We start from the raw sequence: 20122 nt of genomic DNA, 5'->3' as shown, positions 1-20122 counted from the left end.
GCCGTTCTATCATCTCTATCAGATGAATAGAAATACTAGTGAGAGGCATGAAAGAAGGTGCCTGATGATGGTAGAAAGTAATCGGAATTGTTCTCTGATACGGTTTTTCAAAAAGCCTGCCCTACTCTTGTTTACCCTTACCCTCATCCCGGCCGGTCATTTCTACAGTCATTTGCCGGAAGGAAAAGTTTTCTTGTATTTCACCCATTCGGAGGAGGCCTATGGGGACGGAAGTACGGTCATGGACGCAGGGGTCATGATCAAGAAAGAGCTGGGAAAAGAGCGTGTCCAAGCGGAACTCGACCGTACGGATGTGATCCAAAAGCTACTTGAACAAAACATTCCGTACGGCAGGGCCTATGAAAAGTCGCGGGAGATCCTCATCCCAGTGATCCTCAGTCATCGACAGCCAGTCACACTCCTGGATATTCATCGTGACGCTGTGGGCCCTTCCGTCTCCACGGTCACCATCCATGATAAACCCTATGCGAGGATTGCTTTTGTCATCGGCCAGGATCAACCAGGGTATAAGAAGAACCTTGAATTTGCCCAGTTAATGGTCTCAGAACTTGAGTCTGCTTCCCCCGGTATCACCCGTGGGATCATCCTCAAAAGCGGTGCAGAGACAAACGGAGTATTCAATCAGGACTTGTCGGGTCACTCCCTTCTACTGGAGTTCGGAGGGGTAGATAATACGGCCGAAGAGATCGGACGGTCTGCCCGCGCTTTTTCAAAAGCATACGCTGATTACCTGAACGGTGAAACGAAAAGATGAAAGGAGAAGGGCGTTCATGAAGATGTTCACATTGAAATGTCTTGTTTTGGCGGTGGCCTTATTCCTCGGCGTGCTGATCGGAATGCAATATGCCAATGATGGGATCGTAGAAACGAAAGGCGCACAGCATGAGGATGCCTTCTCCGCACCGGTAAAGGTTTCGGAGGATAATGAAGGGAATATTGAAGCAACCGTATTGGGTAAAGATGTCGAGGGGAAGACACTAAAAGAAAAGAAGGAAAAGCTTGAGGAAATGAAGGCCTATAATTTCTTTTCGTCCATCGGTAAGACCATCGCAGGACTGGTGGAGGGCATCACCAATAAGCTCCTCGACTTCCTTAGTTCACTCATATAATCTGGCGGCTTCAGTTTACATTGAATATTGCAGATGGTACTGCTATAATTCAAACTAGTGTATATGTGTGGAATTTACAGGAGTTGAACATAGAATGAATCGTGAAGAAAAATTGAACAGACAGTCCAGGATCAGGAACTTTTCCATCATCGCGCATATCGATCATGGGAAATCGACCTTGGCTGACCGAATCCTTGAAAAGACAAAAGCGCTGACCGCCCGTGAAATGAAAGAGCAGCTGCTCGATTCCATGGACCTTGAGAGAGAGCGCGGAATTACTATCAAACTGAATTCAGTTCAGTTGAAATATGCGGCGAAAGACGGCGAGGAGTATATTTTCCATTTGATTGATACTCCGGGACATGTCGATTTTACATATGAAGTATCCCGAAGCCTTGCAGCGTGCGAAGGGGCCGTACTCGTTGTTGACGCAGCACAAGGGATCGAAGCACAGACCCTTGCCAACGTGTACCTGGCTTTGGACAATGATCTAGAAATTTTGCCGGTCATCAATAAGATCGACCTCCCTGCGGCAGATCCTGAAAGGGTCAGACAGGAAGTGGAAGATGTCATCGGACTGGATGCATCGGATGCGGTCCTCGCTTCTGCCAAGGCGGGAATCGGAATCGAGGATATCCTAGAACAGATCGTGGAGAAAGTACCTGCTCCACAGGGTGATCCCGATGCGCCACTGAAAGCCTTGATCTTTGACTCCCTCTATGATGCATACAGGGGCGTCGTCGCTTACATCCGTGTGATGGAAGGGAGCGTCAAAGTCGGGGATAAGGTCCGTATGATGGCAACCGGCAAGGAATTTGAAGTCACAGAGGTCGGCGTTTTCACACCGAAACCAACTGGACTAAAGGAGCTTACCGTCGGGGATGTTGGCTTCCTGACCGCGTCTATCAAGAATGTTGGGGACACCCGTGTGGGGGACACCATCACCCTTGCAAACAACCCGGCTGAAGAAGCACTTCCAGGTTACCGCCGCATGAACCCAATGGTTTACTGCGGTCTGTACCCGATCGATTCCAATCGATACAATGATCTACGTGAAGCCCTTGAAAAGCTTGAACTGAATGACTCGGCCCTGCAGTATGAACCTGAGACCTCCCAGGCACTCGGTTTCGGTTTCCGCTGTGGTTTCCTTGGACTCCTTCATATGGAGATCATCCAAGAACGTATCGAGCGGGAATTCAAGATCGACCTGATCACGACGGCGCCGAGCGTTATCTATCATGTACAACTGACAGATGGAGAGAGCCTGAGCGTCGATAATCCATCCATGATGCCGGATCCTCAGAAGGTTGATCATGTACAGGAGCCGTACGTAAAGGCGACCATCATGGTACCGAATGATTATGTCGGCGCGGTCATGGAGCTATGCCAGAATAAGCGTGGGAACTTCATCGACATGCAGTACATGGATGATACGCGCGTCAACATCGTCTACGAAATTCCGCTGGCGGAAATCGTCTATGACTTCTTCGATCAATTGAAGTCCAATACGAAAGGGTATGCCTCCTTCGATTATGAACTCATTGGTTATAAGCAATCCAAGCTTGTGAAGATGGACATCCTCCTGAACGGAGAGAACGTCGATGCCCTGAGCTTCATCGTCCACATGGACTTTGCCTACGAACGAGGGAAACTCATTGTGGAAAAGCTCAAGCAGCTCATCCCGAGACAGCAGTTCGAAGTGCCGATCCAAGCGGCGATCGGACAAAAAATCGTTGCCCGCTCAACCATCAAGGCCATCCGCAAGAACGTACTGGCTAAATGTTACGGCGGGGACATCTCCCGTAAGCGTAAGCTTCTCGAGAAACAAAAAGAAGGTAAAAAACGAATGAAGTCCGTCGGTTCCGTAGAGGTACCACAGGAAGCATTCATGGCCGTCCTGAAAATGGACGACACAGATTCGAAATAATGACCGACCCCCAACGTATGGGGGCGCACACATACAGGGGGAAGGGGGAAAGTGTCCGATGAATCGGCGCTTGCCCCCTTTCTCTATGAGTTGAAATAGGAGAGATATCAATGGCAAAATCAGCCTATATCCACATCCCTTTCTGCGAACATATCTGTCACTACTGTGATTTTAATAAGGTGTTCCTTGAAGGCCAGCCGGTCGATGAGTATTTGATGCGGCTTGGAGAAGAAATGAAACTGCGCAGGCAGGAAGGGAAGCTTGATACGATCTTCGTTGGCGGGGGTACCCCGACATCCTTGGATGCACGCCAGCTTGCATACCTATGCGAAAAAATCAATGAGCATCTCCCGTTCTCAGGAGGGGAGTTCACGTTCGAAGCGAACCCCGGAGATCTGGGGGAAGAGAAGCTGAAGGTGCTGAAGGACCATGGGGTAAACCGATTGAGCTTCGGTGTACAGTCGTTCAATGATGACCTGCTGAAGTCGATCGGGCGGACGCATAAGAGTGAAGATGTGTACACTTCCGTCAAAGCAGCTGAAAAAGTGGGCTTTGAGAATATTAGCATCGACCTGATCTACAGCCTGCCGAAGCAGACGGAAGAAGATTTTAAGGACACCCTGACGAAGGCCCTCGATCTTGGTTTGCCTCACTACTCGGCATACTCTTTGATCGTGGAACCGAAGACGGTGTTTTACAACCTCATGAGAAAAGGAAAGCTGTCACTGCCTTCACAGGAGCAGGAGGCCGCCATGTACGATGTTCTCATCCAGACGATGGAACGCTATGGCATCCACCAATATGAGATAAGCAACTTTGCCAAGGAGGGCTTTGAAAGCCTTCATAACCTCGTTTATTGGGATAATGAAGAATATGTTGGTTTAGGAGCCGGTGCACACGGTTATATAAACGGAGTGCGCTATTCCAACCATGGTCCATTGAAGAAATACATGGAGCCTGTGAGCCTGGGTGAGGTACCGACGATCCAATCCCATGATGTGACCAAAGGAGAAATGATGGAAGAAGAGATGTTCCTCGGTTTAAGGAAGACTGCAGGCGTCAGCAGGAAGAGATTCGAAGAGAAATTCGGTGCGGCAGTCGAAAGCATCTTCCCGGATGCACTGGAGGAGATGACAGGTAAGGGTCTCCTAGAGGTTGAAGGCGATCGGATCCGCCTCACGAAGCAGGGACGTTTCCTGGGGAATGAAGTATTTCAATCTTTCCTTGGTGTGATCTAAAATATTGACATCCCTATCATGATTTGATAATTTATTATTAGATTTAGCACTCAGTATCAAAGAGTGCTAACAGGGGTGATGAATGTTGTTAACAGATCGACAACTTCTTATTCTGCAAGTCATTATCGACGACTTTATCATGTCGGCTCAGCCGGTCGGCTCCCGGAGCCTGTCGAAGAAGGATGAAATCTCCTTCAGCTCGGCAACGATCCGGAACGAGATGGCTGATCTAGAAGAACTCGGGTTCATCGAAAAGACCCACACTTCTTCAGGCCGCGTCCCTTCCGAGAAAGGGTACCGGTACTATGTCGATCATCTTCTATCTCCGCAAAAGCTGGAGAAGAATGAAGTGAATGCACTGCGTTCGATCTTTTCCGAGAGGATTTATGAGCTGGAGAAAGTGGTTCAGAAATCAGCCAAGATCCTTTCCGATTTAACCAATTATACTACGATCGTCCTCGGGCCTGATGTGAAGGAGAACAAACTCCGTAAAATCGAGCTCATTCCGCTTAACCGTGAAACGGCGATCGCCATCATCGTGACTGAAAACGGTCATGTGGAGAATAAAACGGTGGCCCTGCCGCCGGGCATGGATGCAAGTGACCTTGAAAAGCTCGTCAATATCCTGAATGATCGCCTCACAGGCGTTCCCCTCAGTGAGCTGAACGACCGCATCTTCAAGGAAGTTGCCATCCTGCTGAAACGGCATATCGAAAGCTATGATAGCATCCTGCATTCCATGCTCGATGACTTCCATCTGTCAGGAACGGATAAACTGTTCTTCGGCGGGAAGACGAACATGCTGAACCAGCCTGAATTCAACGATATACAAAAAGTTAGGCTCCTCCTTGAGATGATTGATCAGGAAGACAGCATTTACGATCTGATCCGTCCTTCAGGGTCCGGGCTCAGCATCAAGATCGGGAAAGAGAATAACAATCTCGCCATGGAAAACTGCAGCCTTATCACCGCGACCTATTCGATCGGGATGGAGCAGCTGGGGTCGATCGCCATTATCGGTCCGACACGGATGGATTATTCCCGTGTGATCAGCCTCCTCGACTTCTTTTCAACGGATATGTCCAAGGTGCTGACCAAGCTGTATCAAAGCAAAAGCTAGTGGCTATATTGTAGAAGTCACATTTATTTTAAGGAGGTGAACGAATTGTCTGAAGAAACGAAGAATGATCAAGAATTGAACGAAGAACAGCCGAAAGTGGACAATGAAGAAACAGTGGAAGAGGTATTCGCTGAAGAAGCACCTCAGGAAGACCAAGCAGCTGATGAACTGTCCGAGCTCCAGGCGAAGCTTGACGAATCCGAAAATCGCTATCTTCGCCTCAGAGCGGATTTCGATAACTTCCGTCGCCGTATAAATGCTGAGAATGAAGCGAAGGAAAAGTATCGCTCGCAGGCATTGATCACTGAATTATTGCCGGCCCTCGATAACTTTGAACGCGCTTTGAATATAGAAGCGGATAACGATCAAACCAAAACCCTCCTGCAAGGGATGGAAATGGTCCACAGAAGTCTGATCGAAGCCCTCAAAAAAGAAGGCGTAGAAGCGATCGATGCTGTAGGACAGGAGTTTGATCCGCATATGCATCAAGCCGTCATGCAGACTGAAGACGAAGCATACGGCAGCAACGTGGTTGTCGAAGAGTTCCAAAAAGGCTACAAGCTGAAGGACCGTGTCATCCGTCCATCTATGGTGAAAGTGAATCAATAATACACTACATATGAATACAGGGAGGTTTTTCTACGATGAGTAAAATTATCGGAATCGACTTAGGTACAACAAACTCTTGCGTATCCGTACTTGAAGGCGGAGAACCAAAAGTTATCGCCAACGCTGAAGGTAACCGTACGACACCTTCTGTTGTCGCATTCAAAAATGGAGAAAAACAAGTTGGGGAAGTAGCGAAACGCCAAGCAATCACAAACCCTAACACCATCATTTCCGTTAAGCGTCACATGGGTACTGCCCACAAAGTGGAAGCGGAAGGTAAAGACTACACGCCTCAAGAAATCTCAGCCATGATCCTTCAACATCTGAAATCATACGCTGAAGACTATCTTGGTGAAACAGTTGATAAAGCGGTCATCACTGTACCTGCTTACTTCAACGATGCCGAGCGTCAAGCAACGAAGGATGCGGGTAAAATCGCTGGCCTTGAAGTGGAACGCATCATCAACGAGCCGACGGCAGCAGCACTTGCTTACGGACTCGACAAAATGGACGAAGATCAAACAATCCTTGTGTATGACCTTGGTGGCGGTACATTCGACGTATCCATCCTTGAACTAGGCGATGGAGTATTTGAAGTCCGTTCAACTGCAGGTGACAACCGTCTAGGTGGAGATGACTTCGACCAAGTCATCATCGACTATCTTGTAGCTGAATTCAAAAAAGAAAACGGCATTGATCTTTCAAAAGACAAAATGGCTCTTCAACGCTTGAAAGATGCGGCTGAAAAAGCGAAAAAAGACCTTTCTGGTGTTACGTCCACACAAATCTCCCTTCCGTTCATCACAGCTGGGGAAGCTGGACCACTTCACCTTGAAGTGACTCTATCCCGTGCGAAGTTCGAAGAAATCTCTTCTGACCTTGTTGAGCGTACAATGGGACCTACTCGCCAAGCGATGAAAGATGCCGGTCTATCTGCAAGTGAAATCGACAAGATCATCCTTGTTGGTGGATCAACTCGTATTCCTGCCGTTCAGGAAGCGATTCGCAAAGAAACTGGAAAAGAGCCTTCAAAAGGCGTTAACCCGGATGAAGTTGTGGCAATGGGTGCTGCCATCCAAGGTGGAGTCCTGACTGGTGACGTCAAAGACGTTGTCCTTCTCGACGTAACCCCACTTTCACTCGGTATTGAAACAATGGGTGGCGTATCAACAAAACTCATCGATCGTAACACAACAATCCCGACATCTAAATCACAAGTGTTCTCAACAGCCGCTGACAGTCAGACAGCCGTTGATATCCATGTCCTTCAAGGTGAACGCCCGATGGCTGCGGATAACAAAACGCTTGGCCGTTTCCAACTTGCGGATATCCCACCGGCACCACGTGGTGTTCCACAAATCGAGGTTAAATTCGATATCGATAAAAACGGAATTGTGAATGTAAGCGCGAAAGACCTTGGAACAGGTAAAGAGCAAAACATCACAATCAAATCATCAACCGGCCTTTCAGACGATGAAGTGGAACGCATGGTAAAGGAAGCAGAAGAAAATGCCGATGCGGACAAGAAGCGTAAAGAGGAAGTTGAACTTCGTAACGAAGCAGACCAACTTGTCTTCCAAACGGAAAAAACGCTGAAAGACCTTGAAGGTAAAGTGGACGAAGAAGAAGTGAAAAAAGCGGAAGAGGCGAAAGTTGAACTGAAGGAAGCGATCGAGAAGAACGATCTTGACCTGATCCGTGAGAAGAAAGATGCACTTCAAGAAATTGTTCAGAACCTTTCCATGAAGCTTTATGAGCAAGCCCAAGCTGAAGCCCAGGCTGCACAGGGAGCTGAAGGCGGAGACGCAAAGAACGATGATGTCGTAGACGCTGAGTACGAAGAAGTAGACGACGAAAAGAAATAAATTAACCATTGAAAAAAGTCAAAGTCAGGACGGTTCTTGGCTTTGGCTTTTTCTATGGGGAGGGATCCGAGGGTTTCTATTGATAATGGATCTCCCCCAATGTTAAAATAACCTTTATGCAAAGGATTCGGGAGTGGTGTTTGAATGAGTAAACGGGACTATTATGAAGTTCTCGGTGTCGATAAAGGCGCCTCGAAAGAAGAAATGAAGAAAGCATACCGCAAACTCTCCAAAAAATATCATCCTGATATTAATAAAGAAGCGGATGCTGCAGATAAGTTCAAAGAAGTAAAAGAAGCGTACGAAGTACTGAGCGATGATCAGAAACGGGCACAGTATGACCGATTCGGACATACCGATCCGAACCAGGGATTCGGCGGCGGAGGAGCAGGAGACTTCGGAGGCGGCTTCGGAGGCTTCGAAGATATCTTCAATACGTTCTTCGGAGGCGGCGGAGGCGGTGGCAGAAGACGCGATCCGAACGCCCCAAGGGCAGGAGCCGATCTGCAGTACACCATGACACTTTCCTTTGAAGAAGCGGTTTTCGGAAAAGACACGGAAATCGAGATTCCGAGGGAAGAAGAATGTGATACCTGCCATGGTTCAGGGGCGAAGCCCGGGACGAAAGTGGAAACTTGTTCCCACTGTCAAGGTTCCGGCCAGCTGAATGTGGAGCAGAACACCCCATTCGGACGGATTGTCAACCGACGCGTTTGTCACCACTGTAATGGAACGGGTAAACAGATCAAAGACAAGTGCAGGACATGTGGAGGAGACGGCAAAGTGCAAAAACGCCGTAAAATCTCCGTCAAGATCCCTGCAGGAATCGATGATGGACAGCAGCTGCGTGTGAGCGGTCAAGGTGAACCGGGCATCAACGGTGGACCGGCTGGAGATCTCTATGTTGTGTTCCACGTGCGGAACCATGATTTCTTCGAACGTAATGGAGATGACGTTTACTGCGAAATGCCGATTACATTCGCACAGGCAGCACTCGGGGACGAAATCGAGGTGCCGACATTGCACGGCAAGGTGAAGCTCAAAGTTCCTGGAGGCACGCAGACGGGGACCCGTTTCCGCGTAAAAGGAAAAGGTGTTCCGAATGTAAGGGGCTACGGCACAGGGGACCAGCACGTCCTGATCAAGGTCGTCACTCCGTCCAAGCTTACGGAAAAACAAAAACAGCTGTTAAGGGAATTTGCCGATATCAGCGGGCAGGTACCGGATGAACAGCATGAAAGTTTCTTTGATAAAGTGAAAAAAGCCTTCAAAGGTGAATAACTCAGAACGGAGTTGGTAGAGAAACATGAAATGGTCAGAAATCAGTATCCTTACAACGAACGAAGCAATCGAACCAGTTTCCAATATCCTTCATGAATCAGGCGCCAGCGGTGTCGTGATTGAAGATCCGATGGAGCTGATCAAAGAACGGGAAGACGTATTCGGGGAGATCTACCAACTCGACCCTGAGGATTATCCGAATGAAGGTGTATTGGTCAAAGCCTATCTGCCGGTCAACAGCTTCCTTGGTGAAACCGTTGAGGAAATCAAGCAGGGCATCACCAATCTCGTCACATATGACATCGATATCGGTGAGAACAAAGTGGAGATTTCCGAAGTAAACGAGGAAGAGTGGGCCACAGCATGGAAGAAATATTATCATCCGGTGAAGATTTCTGATAAGGTGACGATCGTGCCGACGTGGGAAGAGTATACCCCGGTCAACAGTGACGAACTCATCATCGAGCTCGACCCGGGCATGGCATTCGGTACGGGAACGCATCCCACCACGGTCATGTGTATCCAGGCCCTTGAGCGGACAGTGAAGGAAAACGACTACGTACTCGACGTCGGAACGGGATCCGGTGTGTTATCCATTGCTTCAGCCCTCATGAAGGCACAACGTGTGAACGCTTATGATCTGGATGAGGTAGCCGTGCGCTCGGCACGCTTGAATGTCAAGCTCAATAAGGTTCAGAACATCGTGACCGTAGATGAGAACAACCTGCTTGAAGGCATCACAGAAGAAGCGGATGTGATTGTAGCCAATATCCTGGCTGAAATCATCCTTCGATTCACAGAGGATGCCTATCGCCTCACGAAGCCTGGCGGAACGTTCATTACGTCAGGAATCATCCAGCCGAAGAAACAGCAGGTACGTGACGCCCTTGAAGAGGCTGGATTCCAAGTGGAAGAAGTCATGGTGATGGAAGATTGGGTGGCCATCATTGCGAAGAAGCCGGTGAATTGATATGCAGCGCTATTTTGTAGAGCAATCCTATCAGGATGGGGAATGGATCTCCATTTCAGGAGAGGATCATCATCATATCGTACGTGTGATGAGGATGCAGGAAGGCAACGAGATTTTCGTTGTTTTTCCTGACCAATCCTCTGCCATCGGTAAAATTGAAAGGATTTCCAGTGACGCTGTCGATGTATCGATAGTAGAATGGGAGTCGGACAAGAAGGAATTGCCAATTTCAGTCACCATTGCGAGCGGTTTGCCGAAAGGGGATAAGTTGGAATGGATCCTTCAAAAGGGAACCGAGCTTGGCGCCTCGGGATTTATCCCTTTTAAAGCAGAACGCTCCATTGTGAAATGGGATGAAAAGAAGGGGAAGAAGAAAGTCGAGCGCTGGGAGAAGATTGTCAAGGAAGCGGCCGAGCAGTCGCACCGGACACTGATTCCCGACCTCTCTTCCCCGCTTACGCTAAAAGAATTGCTTGTGGAAGCCGAGGGGTATGATTACAAGCTAGTGGCATATGAAGAAGAATCAAGAGCGGGAGAAAAAAGCAATCTTTCAAACGTACTCTCGAAGGTGAAGCCTTCACAAAGGGTCCTGATCCTATTCGGACCGGAAGGCGGTTTGACCGATAGTGAAGTGGAATTATGCAAAGAGAACGGGTTCATCCCATGCGGCCTCGGACCGAGGATCCTACGGACTGAAACCGCCCCTCTTTATGCTCTGTCCGCTATCAGCTATCAATTAGAATTAATGAGGTGAAGGCAATGCCATCAGTAGCGTTCCATACGTTAGGATGCAAAGTGAATCATTATGAAACAGAAGCGATCTGGCAGCTGTTCAAAGAAGAAGGATACGACAGGGTGGAGTATGACTCCATTTCAGACGTGTACGTGATCAATACGTGTACGGTTACGAATACGGGGGATAAAAAGAGCCGTCAGGTGATCAGGAGGGCGATCCGTAAGAATCCCGATGCGGTCATCTGCGTGACTGGATGCTATGCACAGACGTCCCCTGCAGAAATCATGGCCATCCCTGGAGTGGATATTGTAGTCGGTACTCAGGACCGCAGGAAGATGCTCACATACATTGACGAGTATAAAAAAGAACGCCAGCCGATCAACGGCGTGACGAATATCATGAAAAACCGTGTATACGAGGAGCTCGATGTACCGGCATTCACGGACCGTACCAGGGCTTCGCTCAAGATCCAGGAGGGCTGCAACAACTTCTGCACATTCTGCATCATTCCATGGGCCCGCGGACTCATGCGCTCCCGTGACCCAGAGGAAGTCATCCACCAGGCGCAGCAGCTGGTTGACGCAGGATACAAAGAAATCGTCTTGACCGGGATCCATACTGGAGGATACGGAGAAGACATGAAAGACTATAATCTTGCCATGCTTCTCACCGACCTCGAGAAGAAGGTGAAGGGGCTGAAGCGGATCAGGATCTCATCCATCGAAGCGAGTCAGCTTACGGATGAAGTCATCGATGTGATCGACCGATCCAATATGGTCGTGAGGCATCTCCATATTCCGCTTCAATCCGGTTCCAATACCGTCCTGAAGCGGATGCGCAGGAAATATACGATGGAATTCTTCGCTGAAAGGCTTGAAAAGCTCAAGAAAGCTCTGCCGGGCTTGGCCGTGACTTCAGACGTGATCGTCGGATTCCCGGGTGAAACGGAAGAAGAGTTCATGGAAACGTACAATTTCATCAAAGATCAAAAATTCTCAGAGCTTCATGTGTTCCCTTACTCTCAGCGGACCGGTACACCCGCTGCCAGAATGGATGATCAAATTGATGAAGAGGTAAAGAATGAACGCGTTCATCGCCTCATCAATCTATCTGATCAGCTGGCGAAGGAGTATGCTTCCCGTTTTGAAAACGAAGTGCTGGAAGTGATTCCTGAAGAACAGGTGGACGGGGATCTGTATGTCGGATATACGGATAACTACCTCAAAGTCATCTTCCCTGCTAGCGAAGAGATGATCGGGAAACTCGTGAAGGTGAAAATCACCAAGGCCGGTTATCCGACCAACCAAGGTGAATTCGTGAGGGTCCTCGAGGATCAAAAAGCTGCTATCTGATAAAAAGGCTGCCATTAGGCGGCCTTTTTTCATGGGTGAGGTATGGGGATTTCAGTAGGTATAAGCATATTTATAAATTAGATATTGATATGGTCCGTGGAAGAAGGTAAACTAAACGTAGCTGGAATAATCTCTTCCAGTACTTTTTTTCTTTGATTGTGCAAACGATTGCATATTAGATGAAAGCGTTTAATCTAAAAAACATAGATAAGGTGTGATGAGATGGAACGATCATGGCGTAAGGAAGCAGTGGGATATCAGATTTACCCCCGGAGTTTTCAAGATTCCAACGGTGACGGAATCGGTGATATTCAAGGTGTCATCCAACGGCTCGACTATATCAAGGACCTTGGTATCGATGTAATATGGATCTGCCCGGTATATGAATCTCCGAATGATGATAATGGGTATGATATATCAGACTATCAGGACATCATGAAGGATTTCGGCACGATGGAGGACTTCGATCAGCTCCTATCCGAGGTGCATAAGCGGGATATGAAGCTGATCATGGACCTCGTGTTGAATCACACGAGCGATGAACACCCATGGTTCATTGAATCCAGGAGCGCTGTCGATAGCCCGAAAAGGGACTGGTATATCTGGAGGGACGCTAAGGATGGGGAGGAACCGAACAACTGGGAAAGTATCTTCAATGGTTCGGCATGGGAATTTGATGAAGAATCAGGGCAATACTATCTTCACGTGTTCTCGACAAAGCAACCAGACTTGAACTGGGAGAATCCGGATGTCCGCGAAGCGCTGTATGATACGGTGAACTGGTGGCTTGATAAAGGAATCGACGGATTCCGAATCGATGCCATCAGCCATATCAAAAAGCGACCAGGTTTTCCGGATATGCCGAATCCTGATGGGAAGAAATATGTTTCCTCATTCGATATGCATATGAATCAGGAGGGGATCCACACCTTCCTCAAGGAATTCAAAGAAAAGACCTATGCGAACTATGATGTGTTGACGGTAGGCGAAGCCAATGGCGTAAGCGCAGATGAGGCAGGTCTTTGGGTCGGGGAGAAGGAAGGAAAGATGGACATGATCTTCCAGTTCGAACATCTTGGACTGTGGGATGCCGAGTCTGATGCCGATCTCGATATCGTGGAATTGAAAAAGGTCCTCAGCCGTTGGCAGAAAGGACTCGAGGGCGACGGCTGGAATGCCCTGTTCATCGAAAACCATGATAAGTCGCGGGTGGTATCGACATGGGGGAATGACACCGATCTATGGAGGGAGAGCGCTACTGCCATGGGAGCGATGTACTTCCTCATGCAGGGGACCCCGTTCATCTATCAGGGACAGGAAATCGGCATGACCAACGTCCAGTTCCCTAACCTCGAGGACTATGATGATGTGGCTGTGAAGAATCTGTACCGCGCCAAGCGTGAGGAAGGATTGGAGCATGACGCCATCATGGAGATCATCTGGGCTTCATCACGTGATAATAGCCGTACTCCGATGCAGTGGTCTGCTGCTGAACAAGCAGGCTTCTCCTCGGCGGAGCCGTGGATGAAGGTCAATCCAAACTACAAGGAGATCAATGTATCCGCACAGGAAAAGGATCCAGAATCAATCCTTTCATTCTATAAGAAAATGATCGCACTTAAGAAATCAGAGCCGGTGTTCACATATGGTGTCTACGAGCTGCTTCTTGAGGATCATCCGCAGATCTATGCGTATACCCGAAGCGTTGAAGACACTCGTGTCGTAGTGCTCACGAATTTATCGACGGAAGGTGCGGAAGTGGATCTTGGAGACATCCAAGTGATGTCCTCCCAGCTGCTCTTGGCCAATCATGAAGTGGAAGCGCATGAAGAATCGAGCACGATCACGCTCAAACCATATGAAGCAAGGGTATACAAGATCTAGAATGCAATGTCGGAGAAAACGGTCTCATCGTTATGATAGGTGGAATGGTGCGTGATCTTCCAACAAGAAATACTCGTCTTTTTCAGAGGATTTTGGTATGATGATGGAGGTACGGACAACTGCTTAAAGGAGAGATTGGAATGGCTCAACAAATTGCTAATATGATCGACCATACATTACTGAAACCGGAATCAACAAAAGAACAAGTCGAAATCCTCTGTCAAGAGGCAAAAGAATATACATTTGCATCAGTATGTGTGAATCCTACCTGGGTGTCATATGCACACGAACTGCTTGAAGGCACTCAAGTGAAGGTCTGCACAGTGATCGGATTCCCGCTTGGAGCTTCCACCCCAGAAGTGAAGGCATTTGAAACGAAGGATGCCATCGCCAATGGAGCGACGGAAGTGGATATGGTCATCAACATCGGCGCGCTCAAGAGCGGGGATGATGCATTGGTGAAACGGGATATGGAAGCGGTCGTGGCAGCTTCTAAAGGAAAAGCCCTGTCAAAGGTCATCATCGAGACATGCCTTCTGACCGACGAAGAAAAGGTTAAAGCATGCAAGCTTGCTGTTGAGGCAGGTGCCGATTATGTGAAGACGTCTACTGGATTCTCCACTGGTGGGGCAACGGTAGCCGACATCACCCTCATGAGGGAAACGGTCGGACCTGATATCGGCGTTAAAGCATCTGGTGGAGTACGCTCCCTTGAAGATGCCCAAAACATGATCGAAGCAGGAGCTACAAGACTTGGTGCGAGCTCCGGCGTGAAAATCATGCAGGGACTGGCAGCAGAATCGGACTACTGAGTTAATATGTAGGAACGAAGCTTGAACAAAAAAGTACAGTAAAACCCGAAAGAATCTGCCTATGATAAGGCAGATTCTTTCGGGTTTTTACTTTGTTTCATGAGATGCGATTGTTTCCAGCGGTTGCTTGGAGGGCAAGGCGATGACTCTAGTGGGAAGAGTAGCTCATGTGAGACCCCGCAGGCTTGCCGGGGAGGCTCTCACGGGCTACCCGAGGGGCGGTATAAACACTAATATTGATTGTGCTTTAATCGTATCTAATAGTGTCTTACCTTTTTTATTCTCATTCTTTAGGACCGTGAATTCGTTCAACAAATCGGGCAAATTTTCCTGCGAACGGAAGGACCATGAGCGAGCAGACAAGGTTGAAGATCACACTGGCATGGGCAAGCTGCATATCCCCTGAAGAAGCCAAAGCTTGGACGCCTCTCGTTAAAAGGGGGATAAGGGGAATGAAAAGTCCGACACCGATGACGTTAAGCCACACATGTGCATAGGCCGTGAGCTTTGCCTCCCGCCCTCCTCCAATGCTCGCCATGATGGCAGTGATGCATGTCCCCACGTTTGCCCCAAGCATCACTGCGATGCCCGTATCGATCCCGATTGATCCTGCTGCAAGAAACCCCATGGCCACTCCTGTCACCACCGTGCTGGACTGGATGATGGCCGTGAGAAGACAGCCGACCAACAGGGCGAGGAAAAGATGGCGATCCATGTTTTCCATGTATCCTTTCACCGCCGGATGATGGGTCAGGGGTTCAGCGAGGCGCTGGATGCCCATGATGGCGGTGAAGATCAAGCTGAAGCCCACCAAGGTCATCCCGAAGCTCCTGCCATTCGTAGATCCGAACAAGAGGAGGATGGCCCCCACGACGGCAGCAGGGATGATGAGCATATTCAGGTTGAGTGTGAACATCTCCAACGTGAAGGTGGTTCCGATATTTGAACCCAGCATGATCCCGATCGTCTGTCTGAAGGGGATCATACCCGAGGAAGCAAGTCCGACTGTCAACACCATGACCGCAGAGCTACTGTGAATCAATGCCGTCAGGAGCGTCCCGGTCAAAACACCCCTGAACGGTGTATGGGTCAGGTAGTGGAGCCATCTCCGGATATTATCACTGGCGAGGTTGAACAGGCCGGTCCTCAGCCAGGTCATGCCGAATAGGAAGCAAGCGATGAAAAGAATGAAAGCCAACATATATCCCATGATAGGATCGTCTCCCTTCCGCCTTGTATAGAAGAGCATACTCAAATCTATGGGGAAACCGCGGAGGACATGCCTATTTATGTCCTGATTCGGGATAAATTGTTGACCTATCACATAGGATATATTATAATGGCAAAGTACATGGATTCCTTTTAGTACTTTATGGGATTCATCCAAGAAAGACATACACTTTCTGTCCCCTTGTGACAATTCAGCAAGGGAAGATCTTAAGTAAAGGGACATCCAATGTCCTTGGATTTGGTACAAACCATTTCTGACTTGAACATGTAAGTGTAGTGTGTTCGGAGGGAGGGAAAGAGAGATGTCAAAAACAGTTGTTCGTAAAAACGAATCGCTTGAAGATGCTCTTCGTCGCTTCAAACGCTCAGTTTCTAAAACAGGAACTTTACAAGAGTTTAGAAAGCGCGAATTCTATGAAAAACCAAGCGTAAAACGCAAAAAGAAATCAGAAGCAGCAAGAAAACGTAAGTTCTAAGAGAGGGTGTAACCATGAGTCTTCTCGATCGTTTAAATGATGATATGAAACAAGCGATGAAAAACAAAGAAAAGGAGAAGCTGTCCGTCATCCGCATGCTGAAGGCTTCACTTCAAAATGAAGCCATCAAGCACGGAAAACAGCAGCTCTCTGAAGACGAAGAGTTGACAGTCCTTTCTCGAGAAGTCAAACAACGGAAAGACTCCCTCCAGGAGTTTCAAAACGCAGGTCGTGACGATCTCGTGGAGAAACTCCAAGCAGAACTGACTTACGTCGAAATATATATGCCTAAGCAGCTTTCGGAAGAAGAAGTTTCAGCCATCGTCCAAGAGACGGTAGCAGAAGTGGGCGCTTCATCTAAAGCTGATATGGGTAGAGTGATGGGAGCGATCATGCCCAAAGTAAAAGGGAAAGCTGATGGGGCTCTCGTCAATAAACTTGTTCTTCACCATCTATCATAGGAAAAAGCCGGGAAGCAGTTGCTTGCCGGCTTTTTTAGTAATTAGCATGCATCAACAGCCCCGCGGATCTCTCCTGCAGATGTGTGCCCGTCATACCGCCTAGCCGCCCTGAACACGTTCTGTTCTTTCAACCAGAATATTCCACATGGAAAAACTCAAAAAAGATGAAACCTGATCCCCAACTCAAACGTACATAAGTCAGGGAATCATTTTAATGAAACGAGGGGGTCTGTTTGAAAAAAGGATTATTGGTTTTGTTCCTGTTCCTTTTCGGTTATTCGCTGATCCAGCCGATGACAGGTGCCGCCGCCAAAGAGGCCTATGTGATACCCGTCCACAAAGAAGTGGAACGCGGTCTGCATGCTTTCCTTGAACGTGCCGTCAAGGAAGCGGAGGATGCCGGTGCCGATGTGATCATTTTCGATCTCAACACACCGGGTGGTCTTGTGGATGCCGCGGGTGATATCGGTCAGCTCATGGATGGAATCGATACAAAGACTGTCGCCTTCGTTAATCATAAGGCGTTGTCTGCCGGAGCGTTCCTGGCCCTTCACGCCGATGAAATCTATATGGTGCCGAATGGGCAATTCGGTTCTGCAGCTGTCATCGACCAAGAGGGGAACGCAGCAGATAAAAAAGCACAGAGCTATTGGCTGTCTTCCATGAAAAGCGCTGCAGAATCCAAGGATCGTGATCCGAAATATGCCATTGCGATGGCTGACGACTCTATGTCCATCCCCGAAGTCGACCTTGAAAAGGGTGAGCTGTTGACCTTGGGATCAAAAGACGCTGAGAAAATCGGATATTCCGACGGTACTGTAAGCACTATGGATGAACTGCTTCAAAAGATAGGCGCTGAAGATGATTCTGTTGTGAATGTGGAAGAAACATTTGCAGAAAAGCTTGCCCGCTTCTTGACGAATCCGGTAGTCGTTCCGATCCTCCTGTCACTTGCAAGCCTGGGATTGATTGTAGAACTTTATTCTCCGGGATTCGGGGTAGCAGGGACAGTCGGTATCAGCTCGCTCCTTTTATTCTTCTATGGTCATATGGTGGCGGGTCTCGCAGGTTATGAAACCCTAATCCTCTTCATCATAGGGATCGCATTGTTGATAGCAGAGTTTTTCCTCCCGGGAGGAATTGCCGGCACGCTCGGGGCCGCAGCCGTCATCGGCAGCATTTTTATGGCAGGAGGCGATTTTGTGCAAATGGGTTACTCGATTCTAATAGCCATCGCTGTAGCGATCGCCGCCATCATTCTGTATGTAAAGGTGTTTGGTAAAAAAATGAGACTATTCAATAAGATGATTTTGCGAGATTCAACATCCACGGAAAGCGGTTACGTTTCAAACGCCAACAGATTGGAACTCATCGGACGCGAAGGCATAACCAAAACGCCACTCCGACCATCTGGCACCATCCTCATCGACGATGAGCGGATCGATGCCGTCACCGAAGGAAGCTTCATCAAAGCAAATGAAAAAATCAAGATTGTAAAAGTGGAAGGTTCCCGTATCGTCGTAAGGGAAATCACCTAAATTATTGGAGGTTGTGTAAATGGTCATTGATACAAGTTCAATTCTCTTGATTGCCGCCATTGTGGTGGGAATCATCATCCTATCCATCCTATTCACGTTCGTCCCTGTGATGCTGTGGATTTCAGCACTAGCAGCAGGTGTAAGGATCAGCATCTTCACGCTGATCGGTATGAGACTGAGAAGGGTTATCCCGAGCAGGGTCATCAATCCGTTGATCAAAGCTCATAAAGCTGGTCTGCAAGTATCCATCAATCAGCTTGAGAGTCACTATCTTGCAGGGGGGAATGTCGACAGGGTCGTCAATGCCTTGATCGCTGCCCACCGTGCCAATATCGAATTGACATTCGAACGCGGAGCCGCCATCGACCTTGCAGGAAGGGACGTACTCGAAGCCGTTCAAATGAGTGTTAACCCTAAGGTTATTGAAACACCATTCATCGCCGGTGTAGCGATGGACGGGATTGAAGTGAAAGCGAAAGCGCGTATCACGGTGCGTGCCAATATCGACCGACTCGTAGGTGGAGCTGGAGAAGAAACCATCGTTGCCCGCGTAGGGGAAGGGATCGTATCAACGATCGGTTCTTCCGACAATCACAAAAAGGTACTTGAAAACCCTGATTTGATTTCGCAGACAGTCCTATCGAAAGGATTGGATGCAGGAACGGCTTTTGAAATCCTGTCCATTGATATCGCGGACGTGGATATCGGTAAAAACATCGGTGCCGAGCTTCAAACAGAGCAGGCTGAAGCAGATAAAAAGATTGCCCAGGCAAAAGCAGAAGAAAGAAGGGCAATGGCCGTAGCAAACGAGCAGGAAATGAAAGCAAAAGTCGAGGAAATGAGAGCGAAGGTTGTGGAATCCGAGGCGGAAGTACCACTTGCCATGGCAGAAGCTTTGCGTTCTGGCAACATGGGCGTCATGGATTATATGAATCTTAAGAATATCGATGCCGATACGGATATGAGAGATTCCATCGGTAAAATGACCGGGGACAAACACGATACGGATAAGTAAGTCCCTGAAGGAAAGGAGATGCCTTCATGGAAGGACTGATATTTGCGATCGTCATCGGTCTGATCTCCGCCTTTTTCGGCCGTAATAAAGAAAAGGGAAAGGATCAGACGAACAGACCCCGTACGCCGAACCCGGGCAGCAATCCTTCCCGGTCACCTGAAATCGAACAAACAAAAGCCAGAGTCGAAAAACAAGTCAAAAAGAGTGCTACAAACCTTCAGACTCGTTTTGAAGAGAAGAAGGCAACCGCTGCTAATACGATTACCAATACCTGGCAAGAAGAGGAAAAACGGTTATCGAAGCAGATGGAGAAAACATTGGCAAAGGCTGAAACCATTCGGAAGAAGCGCATCGACCTTGATTTTCACAGTCAGGATGATGTAGTGAAAGGGTTCATATACTCCGAAGTTTTCGGAGCGCCAAGGTCGAGAAGAAGACATCATCGAAAATAATAAACTGTGAACAGTGCGCCACCTTC

At 48.3% G+C, this 20122-nt stretch carries 19 protein-coding genes; 18 read left to right on the top strand and 1 reads right to left on the bottom strand.

Annotated elements, in window-relative coordinates:
- Positions 1-64 precede the first annotated feature (64 nt).
- From spoIIP to deoC, 13 genes are all read left to right on the top strand, one after another.
- On the top strand, positions 65-775 hold the full coding sequence (spoIIP, locus tag K6T23_RS14805; protein WP_238281545.1) for a stage II sporulation protein P: 711 nt from the start codon (positions 65-67) through the stop codon (positions 773-775).
- 16 nt (positions 776-791) lie between these two features.
- Positions 792-1130, top strand: coding sequence for a DUF3679 domain-containing protein (locus K6T23_RS14800; protein WP_056535243.1), 339 nt, complete (start codon positions 792-794; stop codon positions 1128-1130).
- A 94-nt stretch (positions 1131-1224) separates the two neighbouring features.
- Positions 1225-3057 carry a translation elongation factor 4 gene (gene lepA / locus K6T23_RS14795; RefSeq protein WP_056535245.1) on the top strand — a complete coding sequence of 611 codons (1833 nt, stop codon included), beginning with the start codon at positions 1225-1227 and terminating at the stop codon, positions 3055-3057.
- 110 nt (positions 3058-3167) lie between these two features.
- Complete coding sequence (gene hemW, locus K6T23_RS14790; RefSeq protein ID WP_238281543.1) at positions 3168-4295, top strand: radical SAM family heme chaperone HemW; 1128 nt, start codon at positions 3168-3170, stop codon at positions 4293-4295.
- 85 nt (positions 4296-4380) lie between these two features.
- Entirely contained in the window at positions 4381-5415 is a 1035-nt protein-coding gene (gene hrcA, locus K6T23_RS14785; RefSeq protein WP_053427739.1) for a heat-inducible transcriptional repressor HrcA, read from the top strand.
- A gap of 45 nt (positions 5416-5460) precedes the next feature.
- Positions 5461-6024 carry a nucleotide exchange factor GrpE gene (gene grpE, locus K6T23_RS14780; protein ID WP_148984580.1) on the top strand — a complete coding sequence of 188 codons (564 nt, stop codon included), beginning with the start codon at positions 5461-5463 and terminating at the stop codon, positions 6022-6024.
- Positions 6025-6059: 35 nt separating this feature from the next.
- Complete coding sequence (gene dnaK, locus K6T23_RS14775; RefSeq protein ID WP_238281541.1) at positions 6060-7889, top strand: molecular chaperone DnaK; 1830 nt, start codon at positions 6060-6062, stop codon at positions 7887-7889.
- A 144-nt stretch (positions 7890-8033) separates the two neighbouring features.
- Complete coding sequence (gene dnaJ / locus K6T23_RS14770) at positions 8034-9170, top strand: molecular chaperone DnaJ (RefSeq protein ID WP_056535259.1); 1137 nt, start codon at positions 8034-8036, stop codon at positions 9168-9170.
- Between the two features lie 25 nt (positions 9171-9195).
- Positions 9196-10140: a 50S ribosomal protein L11 methyltransferase gene (prmA, locus tag K6T23_RS14765; protein ID WP_056535261.1), complete on the top strand. Its 945-nt coding sequence runs from the start codon at positions 9196-9198 to the stop codon at positions 10138-10140.
- Position 10141: 1 nt separating this feature from the next.
- Positions 10142-10894, top strand: a complete 753-nt coding sequence (locus K6T23_RS14760; protein WP_148984577.1) for a 16S rRNA (uracil(1498)-N(3))-methyltransferase — start codon at positions 10142-10144, stop codon at positions 10892-10894.
- 5 nt (positions 10895-10899) lie between these two features.
- Positions 10900-12228, top strand: coding sequence for a tRNA (N(6)-L-threonylcarbamoyladenosine(37)-C(2))-methylthiotransferase MtaB (mtaB, locus tag K6T23_RS14755; RefSeq protein ID WP_238281539.1), 1329 nt, complete (start codon positions 10900-10902; stop codon positions 12226-12228).
- A 222-nt stretch (positions 12229-12450) separates the two neighbouring features.
- Complete coding sequence (locus K6T23_RS14750; RefSeq protein WP_238281537.1) at positions 12451-14112, top strand: glycoside hydrolase family 13 protein; 1662 nt, start codon at positions 12451-12453, stop codon at positions 14110-14112.
- A 140-nt stretch (positions 14113-14252) separates the two neighbouring features.
- Positions 14253-14924, top strand: a complete 672-nt coding sequence (deoC, locus tag K6T23_RS14745; RefSeq protein ID WP_056535270.1) for a deoxyribose-phosphate aldolase — start codon at positions 14253-14255, stop codon at positions 14922-14924.
- Between the two features lie 283 nt (positions 14925-15207).
- On the opposite strand, the gene K6T23_RS14740 is transcribed toward deoC, so the two are convergent.
- Positions 15208-16134 (bottom strand): Na/Pi symporter, encoded by a 927-nt coding sequence (locus K6T23_RS14740; protein ID WP_238281535.1) that lies wholly within the window; start codon positions 16132-16134, stop codon positions 15208-15210.
- Between the two features lie 322 nt (positions 16135-16456).
- Here K6T23_RS14740 and rpsU point away from each other — a divergent pair, with 322 nt between their 5' ends.
- From rpsU to K6T23_RS14715, 5 genes are all read left to right on the top strand, one after another.
- Entirely contained in the window at positions 16457-16630 is a 174-nt protein-coding gene (rpsU, locus tag K6T23_RS14735) for a 30S ribosomal protein S21 (protein WP_032087602.1), read from the top strand.
- 14 nt (positions 16631-16644) lie between these two features.
- A complete protein-coding gene (locus K6T23_RS14730; RefSeq protein ID WP_056535276.1) occupies positions 16645-17091 on the top strand; it encodes a GatB/YqeY domain-containing protein in 447 nt (148 codons plus the stop codon).
- A gap of 233 nt (positions 17092-17324) precedes the next feature.
- On the top strand, positions 17325-18629 hold the full coding sequence (locus K6T23_RS14725) for an NfeD family protein (RefSeq protein WP_238281533.1): 1305 nt from the start codon (positions 17325-17327) through the stop codon (positions 18627-18629).
- 19 nt (positions 18630-18648) lie between these two features.
- Positions 18649-19644: a flotillin-like protein FloA gene (gene floA / locus K6T23_RS14720; protein WP_048006137.1), complete on the top strand. Its 996-nt coding sequence runs from the start codon at positions 18649-18651 to the stop codon at positions 19642-19644.
- A gap of 26 nt (positions 19645-19670) precedes the next feature.
- Positions 19671-20096, top strand: a complete 426-nt coding sequence (locus tag K6T23_RS14715; RefSeq protein ID WP_056535281.1) for a hypothetical protein — start codon at positions 19671-19673, stop codon at positions 20094-20096.
- Positions 20097-20122: the final 26 nt, after the last annotated feature.

The sequence above is a fragment of the Rossellomorea marisflavi genome (genome assembly GCF_022170785.1).
Classification (GTDB): Bacteria; Bacillota; Bacilli; order Bacillales; family Bacillaceae_B; genus Rossellomorea; species Rossellomorea marisflavi_B.
This window is presented reverse-complemented; position numbering and strand designations above follow the sequence as displayed.

Bases quoted from the DNA above. Each gene is read 5' to 3' on its own strand.
- prmA (WP_056535261.1), top strand. From the start codon at position 9,196: ATGAAATGGTCAGAAATCAGTATCCTTACAACGAACGAAGCAATCGAA.
- lepA (WP_056535245.1), top strand. From the start codon at position 1,225: ATGAATCGTGAAGAAAAATTGAACAGACAGTCCAGGATCAGGAACTTT.
- hemW (WP_238281543.1), top strand. From the start codon at position 3,168: ATGGCAAAATCAGCCTATATCCACATCCCTTTCTGCGAACATATCTGT.
- K6T23_RS14760 (WP_148984577.1), top strand. From the start codon at position 10,142: ATGCAGCGCTATTTTGTAGAGCAATCCTATCAGGATGGGGAATGGATC.
- K6T23_RS14740 (WP_238281535.1), bottom strand. From the start codon at position 16,134: ATGGGATATATGTTGGCTTTCATTCTTTTCATCGCTTGCTTCCTATTC.
- spoIIP (WP_238281545.1), top strand. From the start codon at position 65: ATGATGGTAGAAAGTAATCGGAATTGTTCTCTGATACGGTTTTTCAAA.
- dnaK (WP_238281541.1), top strand. From the start codon at position 6,060: ATGAGTAAAATTATCGGAATCGACTTAGGTACAACAAACTCTTGCGTA.
- K6T23_RS14800 (WP_056535243.1), top strand. From the start codon at position 792: ATGAAGATGTTCACATTGAAATGTCTTGTTTTGGCGGTGGCCTTATTC.
- dnaJ (WP_056535259.1), top strand. From the start codon at position 8,034: ATGAGTAAACGGGACTATTATGAAGTTCTCGGTGTCGATAAAGGCGCC.
- K6T23_RS14750 (WP_238281537.1), top strand. From the start codon at position 12,451: ATGGAACGATCATGGCGTAAGGAAGCAGTGGGATATCAGATTTACCCC.
- mtaB (WP_238281539.1), top strand. From the start codon at position 10,900: ATGCCATCAGTAGCGTTCCATACGTTAGGATGCAAAGTGAATCATTAT.
- rpsU (WP_032087602.1), top strand. From the start codon at position 16,457: ATGTCAAAAACAGTTGTTCGTAAAAACGAATCGCTTGAAGATGCTCTT.
- floA (WP_048006137.1), top strand. From the start codon at position 18,649: ATGGTCATTGATACAAGTTCAATTCTCTTGATTGCCGCCATTGTGGTG.
- deoC (WP_056535270.1), top strand. From the start codon at position 14,253: ATGGCTCAACAAATTGCTAATATGATCGACCATACATTACTGAAACCG.
- K6T23_RS14730 (WP_056535276.1), top strand. From the start codon at position 16,645: ATGAGTCTTCTCGATCGTTTAAATGATGATATGAAACAAGCGATGAAA.
- K6T23_RS14715 (WP_056535281.1), top strand. From the start codon at position 19,671: ATGGAAGGACTGATATTTGCGATCGTCATCGGTCTGATCTCCGCCTTT.